This is a genomic window from Neochlamydia sp. EPS4, from assembly GCF_000813665.1.
GTDB lineage: Bacteria > Chlamydiota > Chlamydiia > Chlamydiales > Parachlamydiaceae > Neochlamydia.
In genome coordinates this window covers 61,714-82,418 of sequence record NZ_JSDQ01000006.1, presented here as the reverse complement: position 1 = coordinate 82,418, position 20,705 = coordinate 61,714, and the positions used below count along the sequence as shown (strand labels likewise).

11 protein-coding genes are annotated in these 20,705 nt (G+C 39.0%); 6 read left to right on the top strand and 5 right to left on the bottom strand.

The window, feature by feature from the left end:
• Positions 1-99: 99 nt before the first annotated feature.
• The 3 genes from DB42_RS00630 to ruvA are packed head-to-tail and all read left to right on the top strand — an operon-like array spanning position 100 to position 3,179.
• Entirely contained in the window at positions 100-2,046 is a 1,947-nt protein-coding gene (locus tag DB42_RS00630; RefSeq protein ID WP_155117347.1) for a hypothetical protein, read from the top strand.
• Between the two features lie 9 nt (positions 2,047-2,055).
• A complete protein-coding gene (ruvC, locus tag DB42_RS00625) occupies positions 2,056-2,553 on the top strand; it encodes a crossover junction endodeoxyribonuclease RuvC (RefSeq protein WP_039383124.1) in 498 nt (165 codons plus the stop codon).
• 20 nt (positions 2,554-2,573) lie between these two features.
• Complete coding sequence (ruvA, locus tag DB42_RS00620; protein ID WP_044881269.1) at positions 2,574-3,179, top strand: Holliday junction branch migration protein RuvA; 606 nt, start codon at positions 2,574-2,576, stop codon at positions 3,177-3,179.
• A gap of 129 nt (positions 3,180-3,308) precedes the next feature.
• Here the strand turns inward: ruvA and mfd are convergent, their stop codons facing one another.
• The 5 genes from mfd to DB42_RS00595 form a co-directional block, all read right to left on the bottom strand.
• Positions 3,309-6,605, bottom strand: coding sequence for a transcription-repair coupling factor (gene mfd / locus DB42_RS00615; RefSeq protein ID WP_052435848.1), 3,297 nt, complete (start codon positions 6,603-6,605; stop codon positions 3,309-3,311).
• Between the two features lie 533 nt (positions 6,606-7,138).
• The gene (gene alaS, locus DB42_RS00610) at positions 7,139-9,787 is read right to left on the bottom strand and encodes an alanine--tRNA ligase (protein ID WP_044881268.1); all 2,649 of its coding nucleotides are present in this window, start codon (positions 9,785-9,787) and stop codon (positions 7,139-7,141) included.
• An 826-nt stretch (positions 9,788-10,613) separates the two neighbouring features.
• The gene (locus DB42_RS10115; RefSeq protein WP_052435847.1) at positions 10,614-12,455 is read right to left on the bottom strand and encodes a hypothetical protein; all 1,842 of its coding nucleotides are present in this window, start codon (positions 12,453-12,455) and stop codon (positions 10,614-10,616) included.
• Positions 12,456-12,596: 141 nt separating this feature from the next.
• Positions 12,597-14,486: a hypothetical protein gene (locus DB42_RS00600; protein WP_044881267.1), complete on the bottom strand. Its 1,890-nt coding sequence runs from the start codon at positions 14,484-14,486 to the stop codon at positions 12,597-12,599.
• A 380-nt stretch (positions 14,487-14,866) separates the two neighbouring features.
• Positions 14,867-15,826, bottom strand: a complete 960-nt coding sequence (locus DB42_RS00595) for a hypothetical protein (RefSeq protein WP_044881266.1) — start codon at positions 15,824-15,826, stop codon at positions 14,867-14,869.
• Positions 15,827-15,900: 74 nt separating this feature from the next.
• Between DB42_RS00595 and tkt the strand changes: the two genes are divergently transcribed.
• The 3 genes from tkt to hemG are packed head-to-tail and all read left to right on the top strand — an operon-like array spanning position 15,901 to position 20,347.
• The gene (gene tkt / locus DB42_RS00590) at positions 15,901-17,949 is read left to right on the top strand and encodes a transketolase (protein WP_044881265.1); all 2,049 of its coding nucleotides are present in this window, start codon (positions 15,901-15,903) and stop codon (positions 17,947-17,949) included.
• Positions 17,946-18,986 carry a uroporphyrinogen decarboxylase gene (gene hemE, locus DB42_RS00585; RefSeq protein ID WP_238578966.1) on the top strand — a complete coding sequence of 347 codons (1,041 nt, stop codon included), beginning with the start codon at positions 17,946-17,948 and terminating at the stop codon, positions 18,984-18,986. The genes tkt and hemE overlap by 4 nt, the downstream gene beginning before the upstream one ends.
• The gene (gene hemG / locus DB42_RS00580; protein ID WP_052435846.1) at positions 18,983-20,347 is read left to right on the top strand and encodes a protoporphyrinogen oxidase; all 1,365 of its coding nucleotides are present in this window, start codon (positions 18,983-18,985) and stop codon (positions 20,345-20,347) included. The genes hemE and hemG overlap by 4 nt, the downstream gene beginning before the upstream one ends.
• Positions 20,348-20,705 lie beyond the last annotated feature (358 nt).

Sequence of the window (20,705 nt, the reverse complement as noted above, 5' to 3'; positions counted from 1 at the left end):
AACCGTCACATTTACTCAGATGAAGAGCCCCAGCGGCTCTTTCAAAATCTTGCTTTTGAAAAGGATAAAGGTAATGAACTGGAAAAGGAGCTTCAAAACGTGAAGTTAGAACAAGCTATGCTTTTATCAACAAATGATCCCATCAAATCTTCGCGTAATCCTTCCTATAAAAGAAAGGAAAGCATGGAAAATTTGAAGAATATGTTAGCTAGGTACAAAAAGAAAAATGTGTTAAGCAGCTCAGTTGTAGACGAAAGCGCTCATCAGAAAAATAAGCAGGAAAATAGCTCAGCTTATCAATTACATTTACATAATAAAAAGCTTACCCAAGAAAACATAACTCTTCTAGAGCAACAAAAAAGCCTTAAAGCTCTTTATGATCAATTGGTAGACGATTTAAAAGAAGCTCAGCATAAAGGGGAGAATGATCAAGCTGTTTTGCATAGATCTTCTGAGCTAGCAGACTCCTATCAAGAAGCCTTATTGCAAAATCAACAGCAGAAAGAACAGCTAGAAAGATTGACATTGGTGGTACAAGAACAAGAAAAAAAGATTTATGAGCTAATTCATGAAGAACATACTCAAGATAGACAGCAAGAACATCTACCAGGCACGGAAGCAAAGCTAGAGCAAGAGCCAAAAAATATCCATGCTTTAAAAATGGAAAATCATGTTTTAGCTAAAAAGCTTGCTGAGATCCAAAAGCATTCCACTCAACTCGAGCGCGTGCTTAAACATCTGCACGAGAGATCCAAAGAAGCCTATTTAGAGCTCAATCAGCTAAGAGAAGATTTTCAACGTTCCGAAGAAGCTGTTTTCAACCTTACAGGACAATTGGAGGTAGCACAGAAGCGCATCCAACAGCAGATAGAGGCTTTAAACACTGAAAAGGCTGAGAAACAGGAATTAGTAGAAGAAATTCATGCCTTGCAAATACAATTTAGCTCTCTTAAAGCAAAATTAGCTGAAGAAAAAGAAGCTTTTAATAAAATCAAAGAGGAGAAAATACAGCTAGAAGCCTCTATGACTGAGAAAGACCAGTTCTTTAATCAGTTAGAAAAAGAGATCACCATAATTAAGGAAGATTTATCTAAAGGGATGCGTGAAGCTAAAGAAATCGAAAGCTGCTACATGAATTCCGTAAGTGAAAAAATAGCTCTTTATAATAAAGTGTTGCAGTGTGAAGAGACCATTGTATCCCAGCAAAATGAGAATAAAGCCCTTCAATGCACACTTGAGCAAATCTCAAAAAAAGAAAACGATCTCAAAGAGCAGCTGTTACGATTAGAAAATTTGTTGCATGAGCAGCAGTTGGAGGCAGTGAAGCAAAAACAAAAGCATTCTCAAGAGCTTGAAAGCAGTTTACAGCAGCAGCAAGATTTATTTAAGCTGAAAGAACAGCAAGTAGAAGCCGATCAAAAGGAAATTACCTATCTTTCTCAAGAAAAATTCAGACTTGAAGACACTCTATCTATAATGACTCGTTATCAAGAGGAGCAAGATGCGCGCATTAAAGTAGCCCAACAGCATTTGGGTAAAAAAGTTAAAGAGGTTGCCCTTCTTAATGAAAAAATTGAAGAGCAAAAATCCCTGATTGCTGATCTGGAAGAAAATTTAAATCAGCTTAAAATTAAAATGAATGAAAAGCAAAACTCTTTTGAACAGCAGTTAATACAAGAAAGTAAAACTCAACAGCTGTTGCAGGAAACTATTCGCGTGACAGAGAGCCAGGTAGCCCATTGGGAAGCCAAATATCAACAGGCGGAGGAAAACCTTAAAACTTTAGAAGAAAAGCAGCAGCAGATGCATGGCTTATTGGCTAGCTTAAGTCATATGATAGGGGCCCAGGATATTACATCGCAAGGTGAGGTTCCAATGTCTGCTGAGGTTGTTACGTCCAAAAAACCTCCTGAATGGGAAGAGATGCCTGCGCAGGTTTCTTTAGATAATGAGCTTTCTTCTCTTCCCCATGAGCCACAGGGGCAACCTTCTTTGTTTGATGCAAGGCCTGCCTCTTCTCCCTTACGCCAGAATTTATTTGATTAAAGGATATGTGTGATAATTATTGGAATTGATCCTGGCACGCGCATTACAGGATATGGAATTATTAGAGTTGTAGGAAATGTTTATCAAGTTCTAGATTATGGTTGCATACGCCCGCCCGCTAATTACAAATTAACGGAACGCTATCTGGTTATTTTTAATGCACTAGAGGCTCTTATTCATCAATATTCCCCTGAGGCCCTTGCCGTGGAAACGCAGTATGTCAGTAAAAATGTGCAAAGTGCGATCAAGCTTGGAATGGCACGAGGAATTGCAATTTTAGCAGCCAAGAAAAAGGGGATTGCTATTTTTGAATATTCACCTTCTAAAGCTAAGCTAGCTGTGGTAGGCAACGGAAGCGCTAGCAAAGGACAAGTGCAAAAGATGGTGCAACTTCTTTTAAAGCTCGCCCAGCCTCCTAAGCCGGAGGATGCTGCTGATGCTTTAGCGTTGGCGATCTGCCATGCACATGCAGCCCAATGTAAGAGTCTCTATGAAGCGGAAATTTAATATTAAATAACAGGTGAGAAGTGATAGCTTACATAAAAGGAGCTTTAACGCAATTGACCTCCTTATTTGCTGTAATTGAAAGTGGGGGTATAGGCTACAAAATCTTAATTCCTGCAAATCTTTTTGCAAAACTCCCTGCCCTACAGGAAGAGGTTTTGCTCTATACTGCTTTTGTCATTAGAGAAAATTCCCAAACGTTATATGGATTTTTGAATAGCGAGGACCGCGAGCTTTTCGAAGCTTTAATGAATGTAACAGGCGTAGGGCCAAAGATGGCTCTAAGCATTATAGGCCATCTATCAGGGCGTGAGCTGCAGCGGGCTATTCATAATCATGAGATAGCTACCATCAGCAAGGTTCCAGGCATTGGCAAGAAAACTGCAGAACGTTTGATGATAGAAATGCGCGATAAAATTCCAGCTATACTGCTTCTTGATCCTGAAGAACATGCAGTCTACCCCTCTACTGACCCACATGCTCAGAAAATTAAAGATGCGATGAGCGCTTTGATCAATCTAGGCTATAATCAAATGATTGCTCAACAAGCCATTAAAAAATGCTTGAAAGAATTTCCTGAAACTATTGAGCTGAGTGAATTGATTACTGCTGCCCTTAAGAACATATAAGAAAACAACCTTTTAAGCTTATAATTTCTTCACCCTTAATGTTTGTAAGTAGGCAGGGCTTATAAAAAAGTAGGAGAATAAGGTCCCTTATTAAGATCCAGCTTTTAATGGATTTCTTTAGATTGTTTTCTACATCTCTTGCATAGCTTGAATAACCTTGCTCTCCAGCTGCTTACCATTTTTAAAGGAACCTATTAGCGTTCGCTTATTTTTTGTTTGCTTACCTTTTTGCTGCTCTAAGCTTAAACCAAACTTATCAAGCTTTAAAAGGGTAAAGCCATGCGTAGAAGCATATACACGTATTTTTGTAAGATGATATAGCCAACTAGCAGCTTCAGGAGGTGTTCCGAAACGGTCTTTAATTTCTTCCCAGATAGCCTCTACCTCTTCATGGGTGATGGCTTCTCCTAATCTTTGATAAATTTCCATGCGTAAGCTAACTTCATTAATAAATTCTTCTGGCAATCGTGCGTCCAGCAGGGGAAAATCCATTTTAGTATCCACAAGTAAACTGGATATTTTACCTTGTAAAGTCTGTATAGTTCTTTTTAGTAGCTTGCAATATAAATGAAAGCCAATAGCAGCTACCTGCCCGGATTGTTCATGGCCCAAAATATTTCCTGCTCCTCGGATTTCAAGATCGCGCATAGCAATTTTCATACCGCCACCATATCCTTGCGCTTCCATTAAAGCATTCAGCCTTTTGCGCGAAAGTTCTGGTAACGAACGTAGACGGGGAACCATAAAATAGGCATAAGCTTTTCTATTCCATCGGCCTACTCGGCCACGTAATTGGTATAGATCCGCGAGTCCAAAAGTATCGGCACGATCGATTAAAATGGTGTTGGCATTAGGAATATCAATGCCGTTTTCTACAATTGTCGTAGCTACCAAGATATCTGCTTGGCCGCTTTTAAAAGCATGGAAAACAGTATCTATTTCTTGGCTGCTCATTTGTCCATGTCCTACGACAATGCGAGCTTGGGGTAAAAGTTTTTTGAGGCGGGCGGCATAATCATAGATGGATTCTACGCGATTATGGATGAGATAGGCTTGACCATTACGAGATAGTTCACGTAGTAAAGCATTCTTAAGTGTTTCGTCATTAGATTCCGTGATGAGAGTGGTAATGGGCAGGCGATCTTGAGGGGGGGTATTAATGACAGACATGTCGCGTGCTCCGATGAGTGACATGTAGAGGGTACGCGGGATTGGCGTAGCAGAAAGCGTTAAACATTCAATAGAATTTTTAATCTTTTTCAGCTGTTCTTTAGCTTTAACGCCAAAACGTTGCTCTTCGTCAATGATAACCAGCCCCAAATCTTTAAAAATTACATCTCTGCCTATCAAACGATGGGTACCAATAATAATATCGACAGAGCCCTTAGCAATGCCCTCCAAGGTCTCTTTCATTTGCTTGGCCGAACGAAAGCGAGACATGACGGCGATATTAATAGGAAAGTTGCTCATTCTTTCAACAAAATTTTCATAATGCTGCATGGCTAGTACGGTGGTGGGAACTAAGACTGCAACCTGTTTCCTACCGTCAACCACTGCTTTAAAAGCAGCCCGCATAGCGACTTCCGTTTTTCCATACCCCACATCGCCACAAATTAGGCGATCCATGCATTTTTTTTCCTGCATGTCAGCTTTAATGGCAGCGATAGCAGCTAGCTGATCTTCAGTTTCCACAAAAGGAAAGTCTTCTTCAAAAGCTTGCATATCTGAGCTGTCTTCCGAATAGGCATAGCCTTCTTTCACGGAGCGCTTAGCGTATAACTCTAAAAGGTCGGCCGCATAGCTCATAATAGCCCGCTCAGTATTTTCTTTAGTCTTCTTCCAGCGACTGCTGCCTAGATGATGCAGTTTAGGAATTTCTTCATTAGCTCCTACATATTTGCTAATTAAATAGGCTTGATTAAGAGGGACAAATAATTTAGCGTTGTCGGCATATTCAATGGCAAAAAATTCACTAAGGCTCCCTTGAAGATTAGGGCGTTTTTCTAGTCCAATAAATTTACCGATACCATTATTAAGGTGTACTACAAGCTCTCCCGCAGATAAATCATAACTTTCTAGCGGGGTGGTATGATAAGTGCTGCGCTGTTTCTGTCGGCGGATTTTATATCGATGCGTAATCTCAGTGGCAGGTAAGATGATCAGCTTTTGATCTTCTAAGACAAAACCGCTGGATAAATAGTGCAGGTGGAAAAAAGTATTTTCCGGCAGGGTAATATGAGCCTCTTGAAGGCGTTTTTTTAGATTACTTTCTTCTAAGGGCGTGGCGCAAAGAAAGTGAAGATGATGATCTGATTGTCCCAGCTTAGAGAGGGATAAGAGAATTTCTTGGCCGTTAATTTCTGCGTTCTCTGCCTGTTCAGGCAACAGGAAATGACTGAGAGGAATGAAAGGATGAGACCAACGTCGAGCATGAAATTCGCTTGCGAATAGAGAGAAAGAGAGCTTGTAGAGAGGAGCTTGTTTAGAATAATAATTTGTCGAAGTTTTATCAAGGATGCGAACTTCGCTCAATTCTTCTATAGGATTCTGACTAAGAAAGATTTTCTGTAGGGGGGCCATAGCTTCCATGAACTGTCCGATGCTGCAAAATGTAGGCGTTGAGCTACCACAAATATTGACAAGGGAAGCATAACGGTCTTCTAAAGCGAGTATGTCATCAAAAACCACGATCGTCTCAGGACCTAAATAATCCAAGAGTGTGCATAGATGAGGCTCAGGTTTTAATAATTCCAGCTCTTTAGCAGGCGGAATCTCTACTTTTTCTACACTTCGGATAGACTTTTGCCCAATAGGATCATAGATGCGGATGGATTCAATTTCATCTCCCCAAAAGTCAAGCCGGAAAGGATCAGGAGAAGAAACAGGAAAAATGTCAATGATTCCGCCGCGAATCGCAAATTCGCCTTTATCGGCAGCCACAGCTCTTCTTTGATATCCCATGCTCACAAGGCGCTCTATAAAAATTCCAAAAGGAATGGATGTTTGAGGGGTCAGGTGCATGTAGAGCTGTTTAAATTTTTGAGGAGGGATCAGACGTTGCAAGCAAGCTTGCAGGCCAGAAAGAATAATGTGAGGGCCTTCTTGTTGCACTAGCTGTTCTAAAACTTTATACCGCTCGCCCACTACATCAGGGCTAGGTGCAATGTTTTCAGAGGGCAACGTCTCCCAAGCGGGAAATTCAATAGCGGATTGTCCAGAAAAAAATGGAAAATCGTGAAATAAGCGGGTCTCTTCTAAGCTAGCCCCTGTTAAAATAAGAATGTTTTTGCCAGTGGCTTGCTTGGCTAAAGAAGTTATAAAAGCTTTGGCTGCATTCCATGTTTCTTCAATAAGAATGGAATCATGATTTTTTAAAGCTTCTTCAAGCTTTTGAATTTTTTCACTTTTGATTATTTCTTTAAACACTGTTTTGCCTCAAGAAGAAGGTAAAGAAAATAAATAAGATACACTTTAAATAGGCTTTTTTGCACCACTATTAATTCTTAATTAGCCTTAAGTTTAATGAATAGCCGAAAGCACTCAAACTGGCTGGGAAAATTTTGTAAAAGAAGAGTTCTCAAGAAATAAAAAGCCGCAGGGTAGAAAAGAAACATCTCGATGATAAAGGCCATAAATTTAAAACCTTAAAGTCCTTGTTAATAAGAAATTATTATAATCAACTGATTATTAAAAAGTTAATTCTTAATTGAATGCGAAAATATATTTTTGAGAGGGAATCTATTAAAAATAGATGGGAGCAGGTAAGGGGTAACTAAACACAAGTTAAATAGGGCAGGATGAAGTAAAGGGGCTAAAAAAAACTACAAAGGTAATCAAAGAGTGTGCGTAAGGCATCTACACAAAAAGGACAGCGAAGAGAAAAAAAGGGGGTGGCCTTCGAAGCTAAACCTATGAGCAGCTTGCGGAAAGTAAAAGGAGTGAGAGAAAATATTTTCCTCTCAATCCATTTTATTATCGAAAAGTTTATCTCCAAGCATTTCACGTACTTGTGCTAAGGCCTGTCCAACCTTATGAGGAGCTTTCCCTCCTGCTTGAGCATTGCCAGGCTTGCCTCCTCCGCTACCTTCAATAGTGGGGGCAATCTTCTTGACTATATCAGAAGCTTGAATGCCTTGGGCCACTAAATCTTCAGTTACACGAATGATCAATTGGCAGCGCTCTTCATAAGAAGCTGCAAGGATTAATACGCCTGATTTAAAGCGTGCCATAAGGTCTTCAGCACATAAGCGCAATTCTTCAGGGGAGAGATCGACTTGAGATGCAATGAGGCTAGCTTTAGGGAGCTTTTCCACTTTTCCTAAAAGAGAATCCACAAGATTTTCTCTCTGGGTTTTTTGAAGGTTTTTTAGCTGCTGAGATAATTGCTTATTTTCTTCTAATAGCTTTTCTATTTTTTCTTTTAGCTTAGCAGGTGATGCTTTTAGTAAAGCTGCACTTTCTAGGATGATTTTTTCTGTTTCACGATTGAGAGCTTCAGCTTCTGCCCCCGTGACTGCTTCAATGCGTCGCACGCCCGCAGCGATGCTGCTTTCTTTGGCGATACGAAAATAACCAATAGTGCCTAAGAAATTAGTATGCGTGCCTCCACATAACTCTTTAGAATAGTCTATATCCACAACTCGTACGAGAGAGCTATATTTTTCCCCAAAAAATTGTTTAATATCTTCTCTTTTTTGTGCTTCTTCATAGGGAATCTCATACCCTTTGACCGCTTGATTGGTGCGAATTTTAGCATTAATCAGATCCTCGAGAGCTACGATTTCTTCGTAGGTCAAGGCTTTATGATGATTGAAGTCAAAGCGGAGGCGTTCAGCATCTACTACCGAGCCAGCCTGCTTGATGTGCTCTCCTAATACTTGGGAAAGAGCCCAATGCAAAAGATGGGTAGCTGTGTGGTTGTTAGCAATCTTTTGACGCCGTCTTAAGTCGATCATAGCTGTCAAGGTATCCGCTGTGTTCAAGCAACCTATTTCTACCCTACCTATATGGGCGATAATACCTTTATAGGGAGATTTACAATCAGTCACTTGAAAGAGCTTGTGATCTCCTTTAATAACTCCTAAATCTCCTATTTGCCCACCCATTTCTGCATAAAAGGGTGTTTGGTCAAGAAGAATAATGCCTTCTTGGCCTTCCTCTAAGGAGGTGACAAATTGCCCGTTATAAAGAATACCTTGAATTTTACTCACTGCCTGTTGCTGCTGATAGCCTACAAATTTTGTAGGTCCATGCTTTTCAGTAAAACTTGCGTATAGATTTTCTGAAGCTACTTGTTGGGTAGTTTTTTGTGAGTTACGGGAGCGTTCTTTAGCCTCTTGTTCTAAAATTTGATAGCGTTCTACATCAACAGTAAGAGCTGAATCTTTAGCAATCAATAGGATTTCTTCCATAGGCAGGCCATAAGTATCTTTAAGTTTAAAAGCTTCATCACCTGTAATTTGTTTGCTGCTGGCTTGAGCCTTATCAATGATCTGAGTAAGAATATTGCCACCTCGGCGTAAGGTACGGAAAAAAGCTTCTTCTTCTATCGTTAAAATTTCCGCAATAAGACTTTGCCCTCTTTGCAATTCTTTATAGTCGCTGCCCATCGTTTCAACTAACCGAGGAAGCACTTTAGCTAGAAAAGGATCTTCTATTCCTAACATACGGCCATAGCGTACAGCACGTCTTAAAACTTTCCTTAAAACATATCCTCGGTCGATATTACTGGGTTGGACCCCATCGGCTATAGCAAAAGCTAAGCAGCGCAAATGGTCGACAATCACACGAAAAGCAGGGGCTAGATGAGGATTAGCAGGGTCATAAGGAATGCCTGAGACCTGCTCAACCTGAGCAATTAGGCTACGCAGCACATCTGTTTCAAAGACAGAATCTACATCCATTTTTAGGCTAATCACGCGTTCTAAGCCTGCTCCCGTATCTATCGATGGCTTAGGTAGAGGAGTAAGCTGCGTAGGCGATGAGCGATTATATTGCATGAAGACTAAATTCCAAAATTCGAGAAAGCGACTTCCTTCGCTATCTTCACTAAGCTTAGAGGCCTTGCCATATTTAGGTCCGCGATCATAGTATAGCTCAGAACATGGCCCGCAAGGCCCTACCTCTCCCATCGCCCAAAAGTTGTCCTTTTCATCTAGACGAGTAATTTTATGGGTAGGAACATACTGGGTCCAAAGCTCGAAAGCTTCCTCATCTTCTCGGAAAACACTAGGCCAGATGCGTTCTGCCTCAAACCCAAAAACTTGGGTAGAAACTTCCCAGGCAAATTGAATAGCTTCTGCTTTAAAATAGTCGCCAAAGGAAAAATTGCCGAGCATCTCAAAGAATGTTAAATGCCGTGCGGTATGCCCCACATTTTCAAGATCATTGTGTTTTCCTCCCACCCGGATGCATTTCTGGGCTGTAGTCGCTCGATTATAATCTCGTATAGTATCGCCTAGAAAAACGTCTTTAAATTGGTTCATGCCTGCATTGGTAAAAAGAAGAGTAGGATCATCATGAGGCACTACAGGGGAGGAGGTAATTATAGAGTGCTGCTTATTTTTAAAATAATGGAGAAATTGGCGACGAATTTCTTGAGTAAGCATTGAAAATTCCTGATAGATGAAAAAGTAAAAGATTATATCTTAAGAAAGCTTTTTCCTTCTAGCGGATTAGTTTTCGAAAAAATTGTAAGGTTAAAAGATAAAGGTTTCGCATTTCTTCCGTTCTTTGCCATTAAGAATGTGTTTGGCTTGTAGTCTTTAAACTGCGTAAGAAATGGAATAGACTTGCGTAATGGACAAGGCTTGCTTGGATTGATTATTACTCCATAGCAAGCCTGGCTTTGCTTAGCAAAAGTTTGCCATAATGGAAGAGATGCTTAGTTTCTCAATAGTCTAAAGCTAAAATTTTGCGATCCAAAATTCGGTCACAAGGTGCCTTTATATATTGAGACCAGCCTAAGGTATTGCCATCAATATGCATGCCACTTGCCCTATACAATTTCCTCGTAAATTCTTTAGTAAGGCCCCATACAAGACCTTTCATGGTGGCACAAATTACTTAGGGAAGGAAAGCAACAGGATTGCAGCAGAAAATACCATTAATAAAATAAGCTAGGCCAAAAACAATTGATGCAAAAAATACGGGATTTCAAAGAAAAAATATACCCTTAAAATAATTTTTAAACTCCTTTGTGCGTAAGGTGAGTTGGTCATGCGGATAATAAAAAATGTAGTGATGGTAAACTTAAGAAAAAGCTTATATCTGGCATGAAGCCCAATCATTTAATGGCTTGTCGCTTACTGTAAGAAAAATGCATTGAAACAATTTTGCATGAATGGTTTATCTTTAAAAAAAAAGCTGCTAGGATTAACCCAGCAGCTTTCCTAACAAGAAATTAAATATTTCTTTATTTAGATTTTTATTTAATTATACCATCATAGCGCCTATAGCAAAGAAACTAGCTATGCCTGCTGAAGCTATAGTAGCCAGGCATGCTAGCTTTATAAAAAAGCTCTGGGCATATTCTTTAGCAGCCCATACTTTTTTTAAAAAACTAGCTTTAACGGTTTGCAATGGATAGCTTTTGCTTGAGTCTAGTTCGGTTTCTTGCTCCTCCGCTTGGGGTAAAATTCCCTCACTTTCTTTCATTTCCACTTTGATAAAAGAATTTTCCTTTTCTGGGTCTGTTACTTCTTCTTGAATAGTTAGTGAATGTGAGTTTTTTTCCTTCCTATTCTCATGATTTATTCTCTTTTGCCAATCATGCATATAATGTTGGGTAAGTAATTTCGCCTCTTTTTCTTCTTTTTCTGCTAGTTCTTCAGCAGTTAGAGTTTCTTGAGTATCGGAAGGAATAAATTTTTTTATCAGCTCTTCAACTATTAACCTCATTTCTTTAAAATTGTTTTTCAAGCTTCCAAATTCTATGGCCAGTTGCTCCCGATCTTGTCCTATTTTCCGGAAGCCTCGTCTTATCTCAGTCTGCTCACTGCGTAGAAAATGGAATTGCTGCTCTATTTCTCGGAACGATTCTCGAAAGCCTGCAAGATCCCTATGTACGCGTTCTTGGGCCTGCCTTATTTCCTGAAACGATTTTCGTAAGTCTGCAAAATCTCTACGTATAACGTCTCGTTCTTGTTCTGCCTCCTGAAAGACTTGTTTTATCTTTGCCTGTTCATTCCGCCTTAACTGATGTTGTTGCTCTAATTCCTGGAAGGATTCTCGTAAGCTTTCAAAACCTTTATGTAAGCGTTCTTGGTCTTGCCGTATCTCCTGAAAAGCTTGTTTTATCTCTGCCTGTTCACTCAGCCTTAACTGCTGTTGTTGCTTTAATTCCTGAAAAGCTTGTTTTATCTCTGCTTGTTCATTCCGTCTTAGCTGCTGTTGTTGCTTTAATTCCTGAAAAGCTTGTTTTATCTCTGCCTGTTCACTCAGCCTTAACTGCTGTTGTTGTTTTAATTCCTGAAAAGCTTGTTTTATCTCTGCCTGTTCATTCCGCCTTAGCTGCTGTTGTTGCTTTAATTCCTGAAAAGCTTGTTTTATCTCTGCCTGTTCATCCCGCCTTAGCTGCTGTTGTTGTTTTAATTCCTGAAAAGCTTGTTTTATCTCTGCCTGTTCATTCCGCCTTAACTGCTGTTGTTGGTTTAATTCCTGAAAAGCTTGTTTTATCTCTACCTGTTCATTTCGCCTTAACTGCTGTTGTTGCCGTATTTCCATGAAAGACCCTTCAAAATCTCCAAAGTCTCTGCTAATGACTTCTAGTTCTTGTCCTATTTCTTGAAAGGACTCTCTTATATCTTGAAAATCTCTACGGATAAGGTATTGTTCTTGCCCTATTCTTTGAAAAGATTGTCTTAGCTCTGCCTGATCGTTAATTATTAATTCTTGACCTTCTTGGATTTTAATTTGTCCTTGTTCAATTCTTGACAGTCCTTCGTTTATAAGGCAAAAGTCTTCTAAAAGTTTATCAGCCCGGCTACTAAGTTCTTGTTCCTCTTCTTGTCTTTGTTCAATCTCTATTTCTAATTCCTCGGTCGGTAAATGTACAACACTAGTTTGAGATAAACGTTCTCTTTCACTTTGCTCACGTTCCATGCTATTTAGCTGATGCATTACCGTTGCAATCATCAAATCCTGCTCAGATTGTAATAATTTTGCATTACCACGCAGGAGCCGAGCATCCTGATATCTTTGACGAGCGTTAAATTCCTCTAAAAAATCATCCGAATCAGAATCGGAATCAGACGAAAGAATTTTTCTTACTCCCATAATCTACCTCAATTTTTAAAACTTTTATATAATTTGTCAAAAGAAGCAAGCTCATTTGATAACTTTTTTGTTAGGTAAGAAAGTTTACAAATAAACTTAGCTTCTTAATCCGTGATAAAAATATTACTTTCTTACTAACATTTATACAATGTTTGCAAATCCTAAAGAAAAAAGACAAAGAGTAGATCTGGCTAATCTACTAAAATGTGCGCTTATACCGCTTTTCTTAGACATCTTTTTTTCCTGCATTTTGTCTAATACTGTTTTTAAGCTAGCATTGCTTGGTAGACCTAATTCTTTACATAAAGCAGATCGGTGCCTAATAAAGGCTTGGTAATCTTCAAAAAGACTATTTAGCTTTTCAAGAACTTCTTCCGTTGTATAATCGGCTTTTACCATGTTAAAGGTAGCAAGTTTATCTCCTATTTCTTTAATCTTATGTTGTGCCAACGTTGTTTTTTCAGCAATTAATGATAACTCCTTATTCGCACCTAAAAGATGCTTGACAGCAACAGATAATGTGGTAGTTGGCTGAAGCGGTAGGCCCCCTTCTTTCATCAGTTTTAATACTTCTTGCTCCTTATCAGTTTGCTTTTGTAATTGCCAATCTAATACTTGTAATTTTACTTCTAATATATTTTTGTCACTTTGTAGAGCCGCTTTCTCTTCTATAAAATGATGAGTGTCTGCTTCCAACTTAACCTGGTGGGCTAAAAGACGTTTATTTTCTCTTGCCAGTACTTCCTTTTCTGCCGCCACTCTAATTTTACCATTCACTAAAGCTTCTTTTTCATTTTCACTTTCAATATTAGCTACCAACAGGTTATTTCTATTGTTCTGAATAGTTTCTTTTTCTTCGCTAATTCGATGGATATCAACTAATAGTTCATTTATATCCTTTATAAGGTTATCATTTTCTTCTTTAAGTTGATGATTAGCTGCGGCTAAATTGTTTCTATCATTTTGGACAGCTTCTTTTTCTTCTTTAAGCTGATGATTAGTGGCAACTAAATTGTTTCTATCATTTAGAAGGTTATCATTTTCTTCTTTAAGTTGATGATTAGCTGCGGCTAAATTGTTTTTATCGTTTAGATGACGCTCATTTTCTTCTCTAAGTTGATGACTGGTTGCTGTTAAGCTGTCTTTATCATTTAGAAGGTTATCATTTTCTTCTTTAAGTTGATGATTAGCTTCAGCTAAATTGTTTTTATCGTTTAGATGACGCTCATTTTCTTCTTTAAGCTGATGATTAGTGGCAGCTAAGCTGTCTTTATCATTTAGATGACGCTCATTTTCTTCTTTAAGTTGATGATTGGTTGCTGCTAAGCTGTCTTTATCGTTTAGATGACGCTCATTTTCTTCTTTAAGTTGATGATTAGCTGTAGCTAAATTGTTTTTATCGTTTAGATGGCTCTCGTTTTCTTCTTTAAGCTGATGATTAGCGAGTGTTAAAAGAGCATTATCATTTAAAAGAGAACAGCGGTTTTCTTTAAGTTTTGCTTTAGCCGCTCTTAAGGCATCTCTGTCTTCTAAAAGACTTTCTCTTTCTTTTTCAAGTTTAGCTTTGTCTGCTTCTAAGCTATCTTTATCTATTCTAAGGCTGAGATTTTCTCTAGCCAGGCTTTCTTCTCGTGTTGTTAACAAGGCAATAGTTTCTTCTAATTCTCTATTTCTACTTAACGCTTTATCTTTTTCTGCTTCAATTCTTGTAATCGTTGATTGTGCTTCCCTATCTTTATCTTTCCATTCATCATTTTCAGCCGCCAAAATCTTAACATTGTTTTTAAGCATCTCGTTTTTTTCATCCAGTGCCATTACTCGTTGATTTGCCTTCAGAAGTTGTTCATCTCTTACTATAAGGATAGCACGAAGGTCATCAATCTTTTTGTTACATTCTCTTACTTGTGTTTTGTATTTATAAAGCTTTTTTTCTTGTGTATCTACCCTATTAACTAGAGCTTTAAAATCAGTTTCTGAAACTATCATACTGAAATCCGCATCTACATGATCTTTAGAGTCTAAGTTATTCATAAAAAAACCTTTTATTAATCATTTGTTAAATAAGGAAAGTGCCTTACTTTGAATTGAAAGTAGGGGTTAGCTTTTTTTTATATTTCATTCTTAGATTTTAAACAAATAAAAAAAGGTAAAAGTTAATCTAGGATTATAAACTTTAACTAGTAATAGAAAGAGTATTTTTTTTCTTAAGCATTTAATTGTCAATTACTAGTAAATTATAATTTTTATCGTTTAGGAGAGAAAAAATTTTGATAAAAAGCTAATAAAGTGACTTTTTATATCTAGAGGAATTACAAAATTAAAGACAAATATGAGTATTTTCGCTAGTTGCTTAATAATTAAGAGACTTTTATTAGTAGTTGCTTGGATAGATAACCAAAAGCTACACTTTCCTACATCTTTCGTTTTAGAAGCATTTTATCTGGCCAAAAGAGTCGCGGACGTTTATTCAGGATAAAAGGCGTATGGATAGAAGGTTTTACTAAGCCTTGGCATAGTAGTTTACTTTTAATTTCAATCACTGTGCTTGCTGTTTTTTTTGAAGCTGTAACAATAGCTTCTCCTGCCAAAGTGGCCGTTTGTTCTAGTTTATCTACTGTATCTATGACTTTAACTCCTATGCTTTTGGTGGATTTTATAAGATCTTCAGCGGTGATATCGGCCTTTACTAAATCAAAAACCTTTTGGATGACAGGCTGATACTGCTCTAATTTTGCACCTAGATACGCTTTGTTTTTTCTTAGCTTTTTATACCAGGCTATCCCATTTACATACATTTCAGGAACATCATCATGGGAATAAATAAAAGCATGGTAAGTGTCCCATAATTGCATGCTTAAATTAAAAGTTTTAGCCAATACATTAAGAGTACAATAATAAAGGCGGCACCAATAGGCTTCTAAGTTTTTTATCCTGGATTTAGCTTGATTTCTTGCCTTAATGGAGAAAAACATAGAGTCGGGATTTTTAGCCCATTGAGGCTCTATCAAAGGAGAATAATTGCCTTTAATAGCTTCTTTTAACTCGTTAAAAGCATTCGATAAAGCGCGAATTCTTTGAAAGCATTCATCAATGCGGGTGGCAAGAAGGATAAGTTTGGCTATCCCGCGGATCGTATTTTCAATAAATGTAGGTGTAAACTTAAGAGCAAAATCAGTTAAAGTTCCTAAAGCGGCAGGAACAATTGTTTGCTGAGTGCACAGTTTTTTCTTGCGGTGTAGCCACCAAACCCAATGCACTGTTGTACAGATTTTTAAGGTAGCTCTTACCGGCAACGAAAGATTAAATTGCCCTAAAACTTTATCATGCATTAAATCATCTTGTAAACTTCGATAGGCAGCGATAGGATTCATATTTTTTCTTGCCTGTTTACTAAATTGTGGCTAGAGTCTAGAACATTACCCAACAATCTTTAATAGGCATCTCTATGGTTGAAGTCAATAGTTCTTTAAAAAATAATAAACAAAATATTTCAAAAATTTTAAATCCCGAGCTTAAAGCTATATTAGCTAAAACCGCTCATACCATTAGAGGGCTCTCTATAGATGCTGTGCAAAAAGCAGACTCAGGGCACCCCGGCCTACCGATGGGATGTGCAGAAATTGGGGCTTACTTATGGGGATATTTACTTCGCTATAATCCTAACAATCCTAAATGGCCCAATCGCGATCGCTTCATTCTCTCGGCCGGGCATGGCTCTATGCTTCTTTATTCTGCCCTACATTTAGCGGGCTATCCTCTTTCTTTAGAAGATCTTAAAAACTTTAGGCAGCTTCACTCTAAAACACCAGGGCATCCTGAATCCTTAGATACCGAGGGGGTAGAGACGACTACAGGTCCTTTAGGACAGGGGATAGGCAATGCCGTAGGTCAAGCATTAGGCTTAAAATTGCTAGGAGCTAAATTTAATACAGAGGCCCACCAGATTCTTAATAGCAAGGTTTACTGCTTATGTGGCGATGGGGATTTAATGGAAGGTGTTTCTGCAGAAGCATCTTGCTTAGCAGCTCATTTGCAACTTGATAACCTTATTTTAATCTACGATTCTAATCACATATGCTTAGATGGTCCCACAAGTGAGTGCTTTACTGAGAACACCCGAATGCGCTACGAGGCATATGGTTGGGAAGTCTTCGAGATGGATGGTAACAATTTAGATGATATCCATCAGGTGTTTTTAAAGGCTGGAGAGAAGCAAACGCGCCCTCGGCTAATCATCGCCCACACGATTATTGGAAAAGGCTCACCTAATAAAGAAGGAACAAATAAAGCTCATGGTGCTCCTCTAGGGGTAGAAGAAGTTAAAGCGACTAAAAATTTACTAGGCATCCCCCAAGAGCCTTTATTTTATGTTCCCTCGGAAGTTAAAGAGTTCTTTAGCAAAAAAATAGCAGAGCATATGGCTATAGAAAAAGAATGGCAGACAACCTTTAATGCGTGGGCTCAAGCAAATCCTAAGTTGTTAGAGGCTTATGAAGCCATGTCTCACAATTCTTTACCGGCGGATTTAGAAGAGCGCTTGAAGGCTATAGAGATTAAATCTCCTATTGCAGGGCGGAAAGCATCTCAGGAAGTATTAAATGCCTTAGCGCCTTTTTTACCGCACCTTTATGGGGGCTCTGCAGATTTGTCGGGTTCAGATTTAACCATGTTAAAAAACTATCCTTTAGTTAAGCCAGGTGACTTTTCAGGCCGTAATATTAAGTATGGGGTACGCGAATTTGGTATGGCTACGATTGCTAATGGTCTTTACCAAACCCATATGATCATACCTTTTATTGGTACTTTTTTGACTTTTTCCGATTATATGCGCAATGCTATTCGCTTGGCAGCCTTGCAAAAAGCTCATGTGATCTATCAGTTTACGCATGATTCAATTTTCTTAGGAGAAGATGGCCCCACCCATCAACCGGTTGAGCATTATGCCTCTTTAAGAGCTATTCCTTATTTACACGTCATTCGGCCAGCAGATGCCCATGAAGTGAAAATGGCATGGGTGGCAGCATTGCGCTATCCTGGACCTACAGCCATTATTTTAACTCGCCAGAATCTTCCAGAAATACAAGCAACAAAAAGCTTTTCTTATGCAGATAGCATGGGGCGAGGCGCCTATATCCTTAAAAAAGAAAACTCTAAACCAGATTATACCTTGCTAGCCACCGGCTCAGAAGCGCATTTAGCTCTTGAGGTAGCGGCAGCCTTAGAAAAAAGCGGGAAAAGCGTACGCGTGATCTCGATGCCTTGCTGGGAATTGTATGAAGAACAAGATCCAGCTTATAAAGAAAGCCTTTTAGGTGGAGACCTTGGCATTCGTGTTAGCATTGAAGCTGGCGTGGAGCAGGGGTGGCATAAATATATTGGTTTAAGCGGCATAGCAATTAGTATGCAAAGCTTTGGAGCCTCCGCTCCGGCTGCTGCTTTGGCGCAAGAGTTTGGGTTCACAGTGGACGCTATCTTGAAAAAGCTTCTTCCATGATGAAAACCGTTGACCCAGCTATCATTAACAGCAAATTTATGCTCGCCCTGCAGGGGCATAACCAAGGGCGTCCTCCCATTTGGCTGATGCGCCAAGCTGGACGCTATATGCCTGAATATCGAGCTCTTCGCCAGAAATATTCTTTTTTGGAGATGTGTCATCATCCTGAATTGATTGTAAAGGTGACTAACTTGCCATTGCAAGCTTTTGGTATGGATGCAGCGATTCTCTTTTCGGATATCTTAGTCGTAGCTGAAGCTTTTGAAGTAGGACTGTCGTTTGAGGAAGGCAAGGGACCTGTGATAGCAAGACCTTTGCAAACAGAAAAGGATGTCGCAGATTTATCAGCGGGCGCCGTGGCAGAAAAGCTTGCGTACGTAGCAGAAGGAATTAAGCTGCTGTTAAAAGAATTAAAAGTTCCCCTGATCGGATTTTGTGGCGCGCCTTTTACTCTAGCAAGTTACATGATTGAAGGTGGCAGTAGCCGTGATCTGCTCAAAACAAAAAAATGGATGCTTAACCATCCAACTAGTTTTCATCAACTCCTGGATAAAATTTTGCAAGCTACCATCCAATATATTGAAATGCAGGTACAGGCAGGTGTGCATGCTTTTCAAATTTTTGATTCTTGGGCCAACCACTTAAGCTGGGGACAATTTCAAGAATTTTCCTATGAATATATGAAGAAATTGGTAAAGGTTTTACAGAAATATTCTGTCCCTGCAATTCTTTATTGCCGCGGTTCATCCGTCTTTGCTCCTAAGCTAGCAGAAGCCTCTCCTCAGGGTATCGGCTTAGATTGGAATTGTAATTTAGCCCATATGCGTAAATATGTGCCTTTTCATATCGCTCTGCAAGGGAATTTAGATCCGGATATTCTGTATGCTTCTCCAGCAAAAATAGAGCAGGAGGCTCGGCAATTAGTTGATACTATGCATGGTGATCGAGCCTTTATTTTTAACTTAGGCCATGGTGTTAAGCCTGATACTCCCTATGATTCCGTTAGACTTCTTGTAGAGACTGTCCAATCTTTATGAAAAAAATTATTGTAATAGGGGGAGGTATCTCAGGACTTAGCCTTCTTTGGTATCTAAGGAAACGTCACGGCTCCGCTGCTTCTTTGACTCTGCTAGAAAAAAGTGATCGCTTAGGAGGATGGATTAACTCCTATAAAAAGGAAGGTTTTCTCTTTGAAAGAGGGCCTCGTAGCTGCCGCACGCGTGGCAGCGGAAAAGCAACGCTTCGTCTTATTGAAGAGCTTGGCTTGCAAAAGCAGGTCATTGTAGCCGATCGAGCCGCTCAACAGCGTTTTTTGTACCTAGACAAGCATTTGCAAAAAATTCCCTGTCATCCATTTTCTTTGCTATTTTCTCCTTTAACAAGGCAAGTAGTCTTTAATTTATTTAAAGAATGGCAAATTTCTCCTGGAGAAAACGAGGATGAAACTATTCATGCATTTTTTACAAGGCGCCTAGGCCATGAGGTGGCAGAGCATTTTTTAGATCCTTTCGTCTCTGGCATCTATGGAGGAGATATTCATGAACTGTCGATGAAGTCTTGCTTTCCTGACTTATTTCACTGGGAACGACAACATGGCTCTCTTACAAAAGGAGCTTTTCTACATTTTTTTAAAAATCGAGCTCCTCTCCCTTCTCCTTATATTAAAAAAATGTGCCAAGAAAGTTTATTTTCCTTTAGAGAAGGCATGCAAACTCTCTCGAATGCGCTAGTGCAAAACCTGCATGAATCTATTTTGCGTGAGCAAGAAGTAACTGACTTAAATTTTCAAGAAAAGGGAATAGAATTGGGACTTGCGCAAGGTAAAACTTTGTGGGCAGACCAGGTTTACTCGACTTTGCCACCTGCTTCCTTAGCCCCTCTTATACGCCCACATCATCTTCCTTTGGCTAATCTATTGAGCTCAATTGCTAATGCCTCGATTGCAGTGGTGGGCTTAGGTTATAAACAAAAATTATTAACACCTAAAGGATTTGGATATTTAATACCCTCTAAAGAAAAAGAGGAAATTTTGGGGATGGTTTGGGACTCCTGTGCATTTCCCCAGCAAAGCTTACATCCTTCAGAAACTCGTTTGACTGTAATGCTAGGTGGCACCCGAATGAGTGATTTTTCGCAAAAAAAAGAATCAGATTTTTTAAGCAGTGCTTTAAAAGCTATCTCTAATCATTTACAGATTCATGCAGCGCCCGATGTTGTAGATATTCATCTTGCCCAGAATGCTATCCCTCAATATCTTGTAGGGCATGAACAAAAAAAAGTGCTGATAGGAAAATATTTGCAAGAATTGTCCCCTCATCTGCAACTATTAGGTAGTGCGTTTAATGGCGTCTCAGTGAATGATTGTATAGCTCAAGCTTATTCAATGGCCTATTCTTGATTGGCTCCTGACAGCATGTAATGCGCCTTCTATTAAAGTTTTACGCAGCCAAGCATCTGATGCATTCAATCTAATTTAGGGTCGCATCAAATTTCTTGTTTTCTAATGAAAGCTTCCTTCTTTCAAAGGCAACCAGTTGCAAGCAAGTTTTTAATTTTTAATAATTTATGACTCCTATCGGCACTTTTTCCTAGTGGCTAAAGACCTGTGGTAAAAACTTTTGGTAAATTCGCTTTTAAGGCCTTAAATATTTGTCCGTTTTGATCAAGTGCTTCTTAGTTTTGCTAAGAACTTATTATTTGCGGTCATCCTGTAAAAATACAAACCTCTCCTATAAAGCAGAGAGAGAATCAGGAGG

Bases quoted from the DNA above. Each gene is read 5' to 3' on its own strand.
- DB42_RS00600 (WP_044881267.1), bottom strand. From the start codon at position 14,486: ATGAATAACTTAGACTCTAAAGATCATGTAGATGCGGATTTCAGTATG.
- hemE (WP_238578966.1), top strand. From the start codon at position 17,946: ATGATGAAAACCGTTGACCCAGCTATCATTAACAGCAAATTTATGCTC.
- alaS (WP_044881268.1), bottom strand. From the start codon at position 9,787: ATGCTTACTCAAGAAATTCGTCGCCAATTTCTCCATTATTTTAAAAAT.
- hemG (WP_052435846.1), top strand. From the start codon at position 18,983: ATGAAAAAAATTATTGTAATAGGGGGAGGTATCTCAGGACTTAGCCTT.
- DB42_RS10115 (WP_052435847.1), bottom strand. From the start codon at position 12,455: ATGGGAGTAAGAAAAATTCTTTCGTCTGATTCCGATTCTGATTCGGAT.
- tkt (WP_044881265.1), top strand. From the start codon at position 15,901: ATGGTTGAAGTCAATAGTTCTTTAAAAAATAATAAACAAAATATTTCA.
- DB42_RS00595 (WP_044881266.1), bottom strand. From the start codon at position 15,826: ATGAATCCTATCGCTGCCTATCGAAGTTTACAAGATGATTTAATGCAT.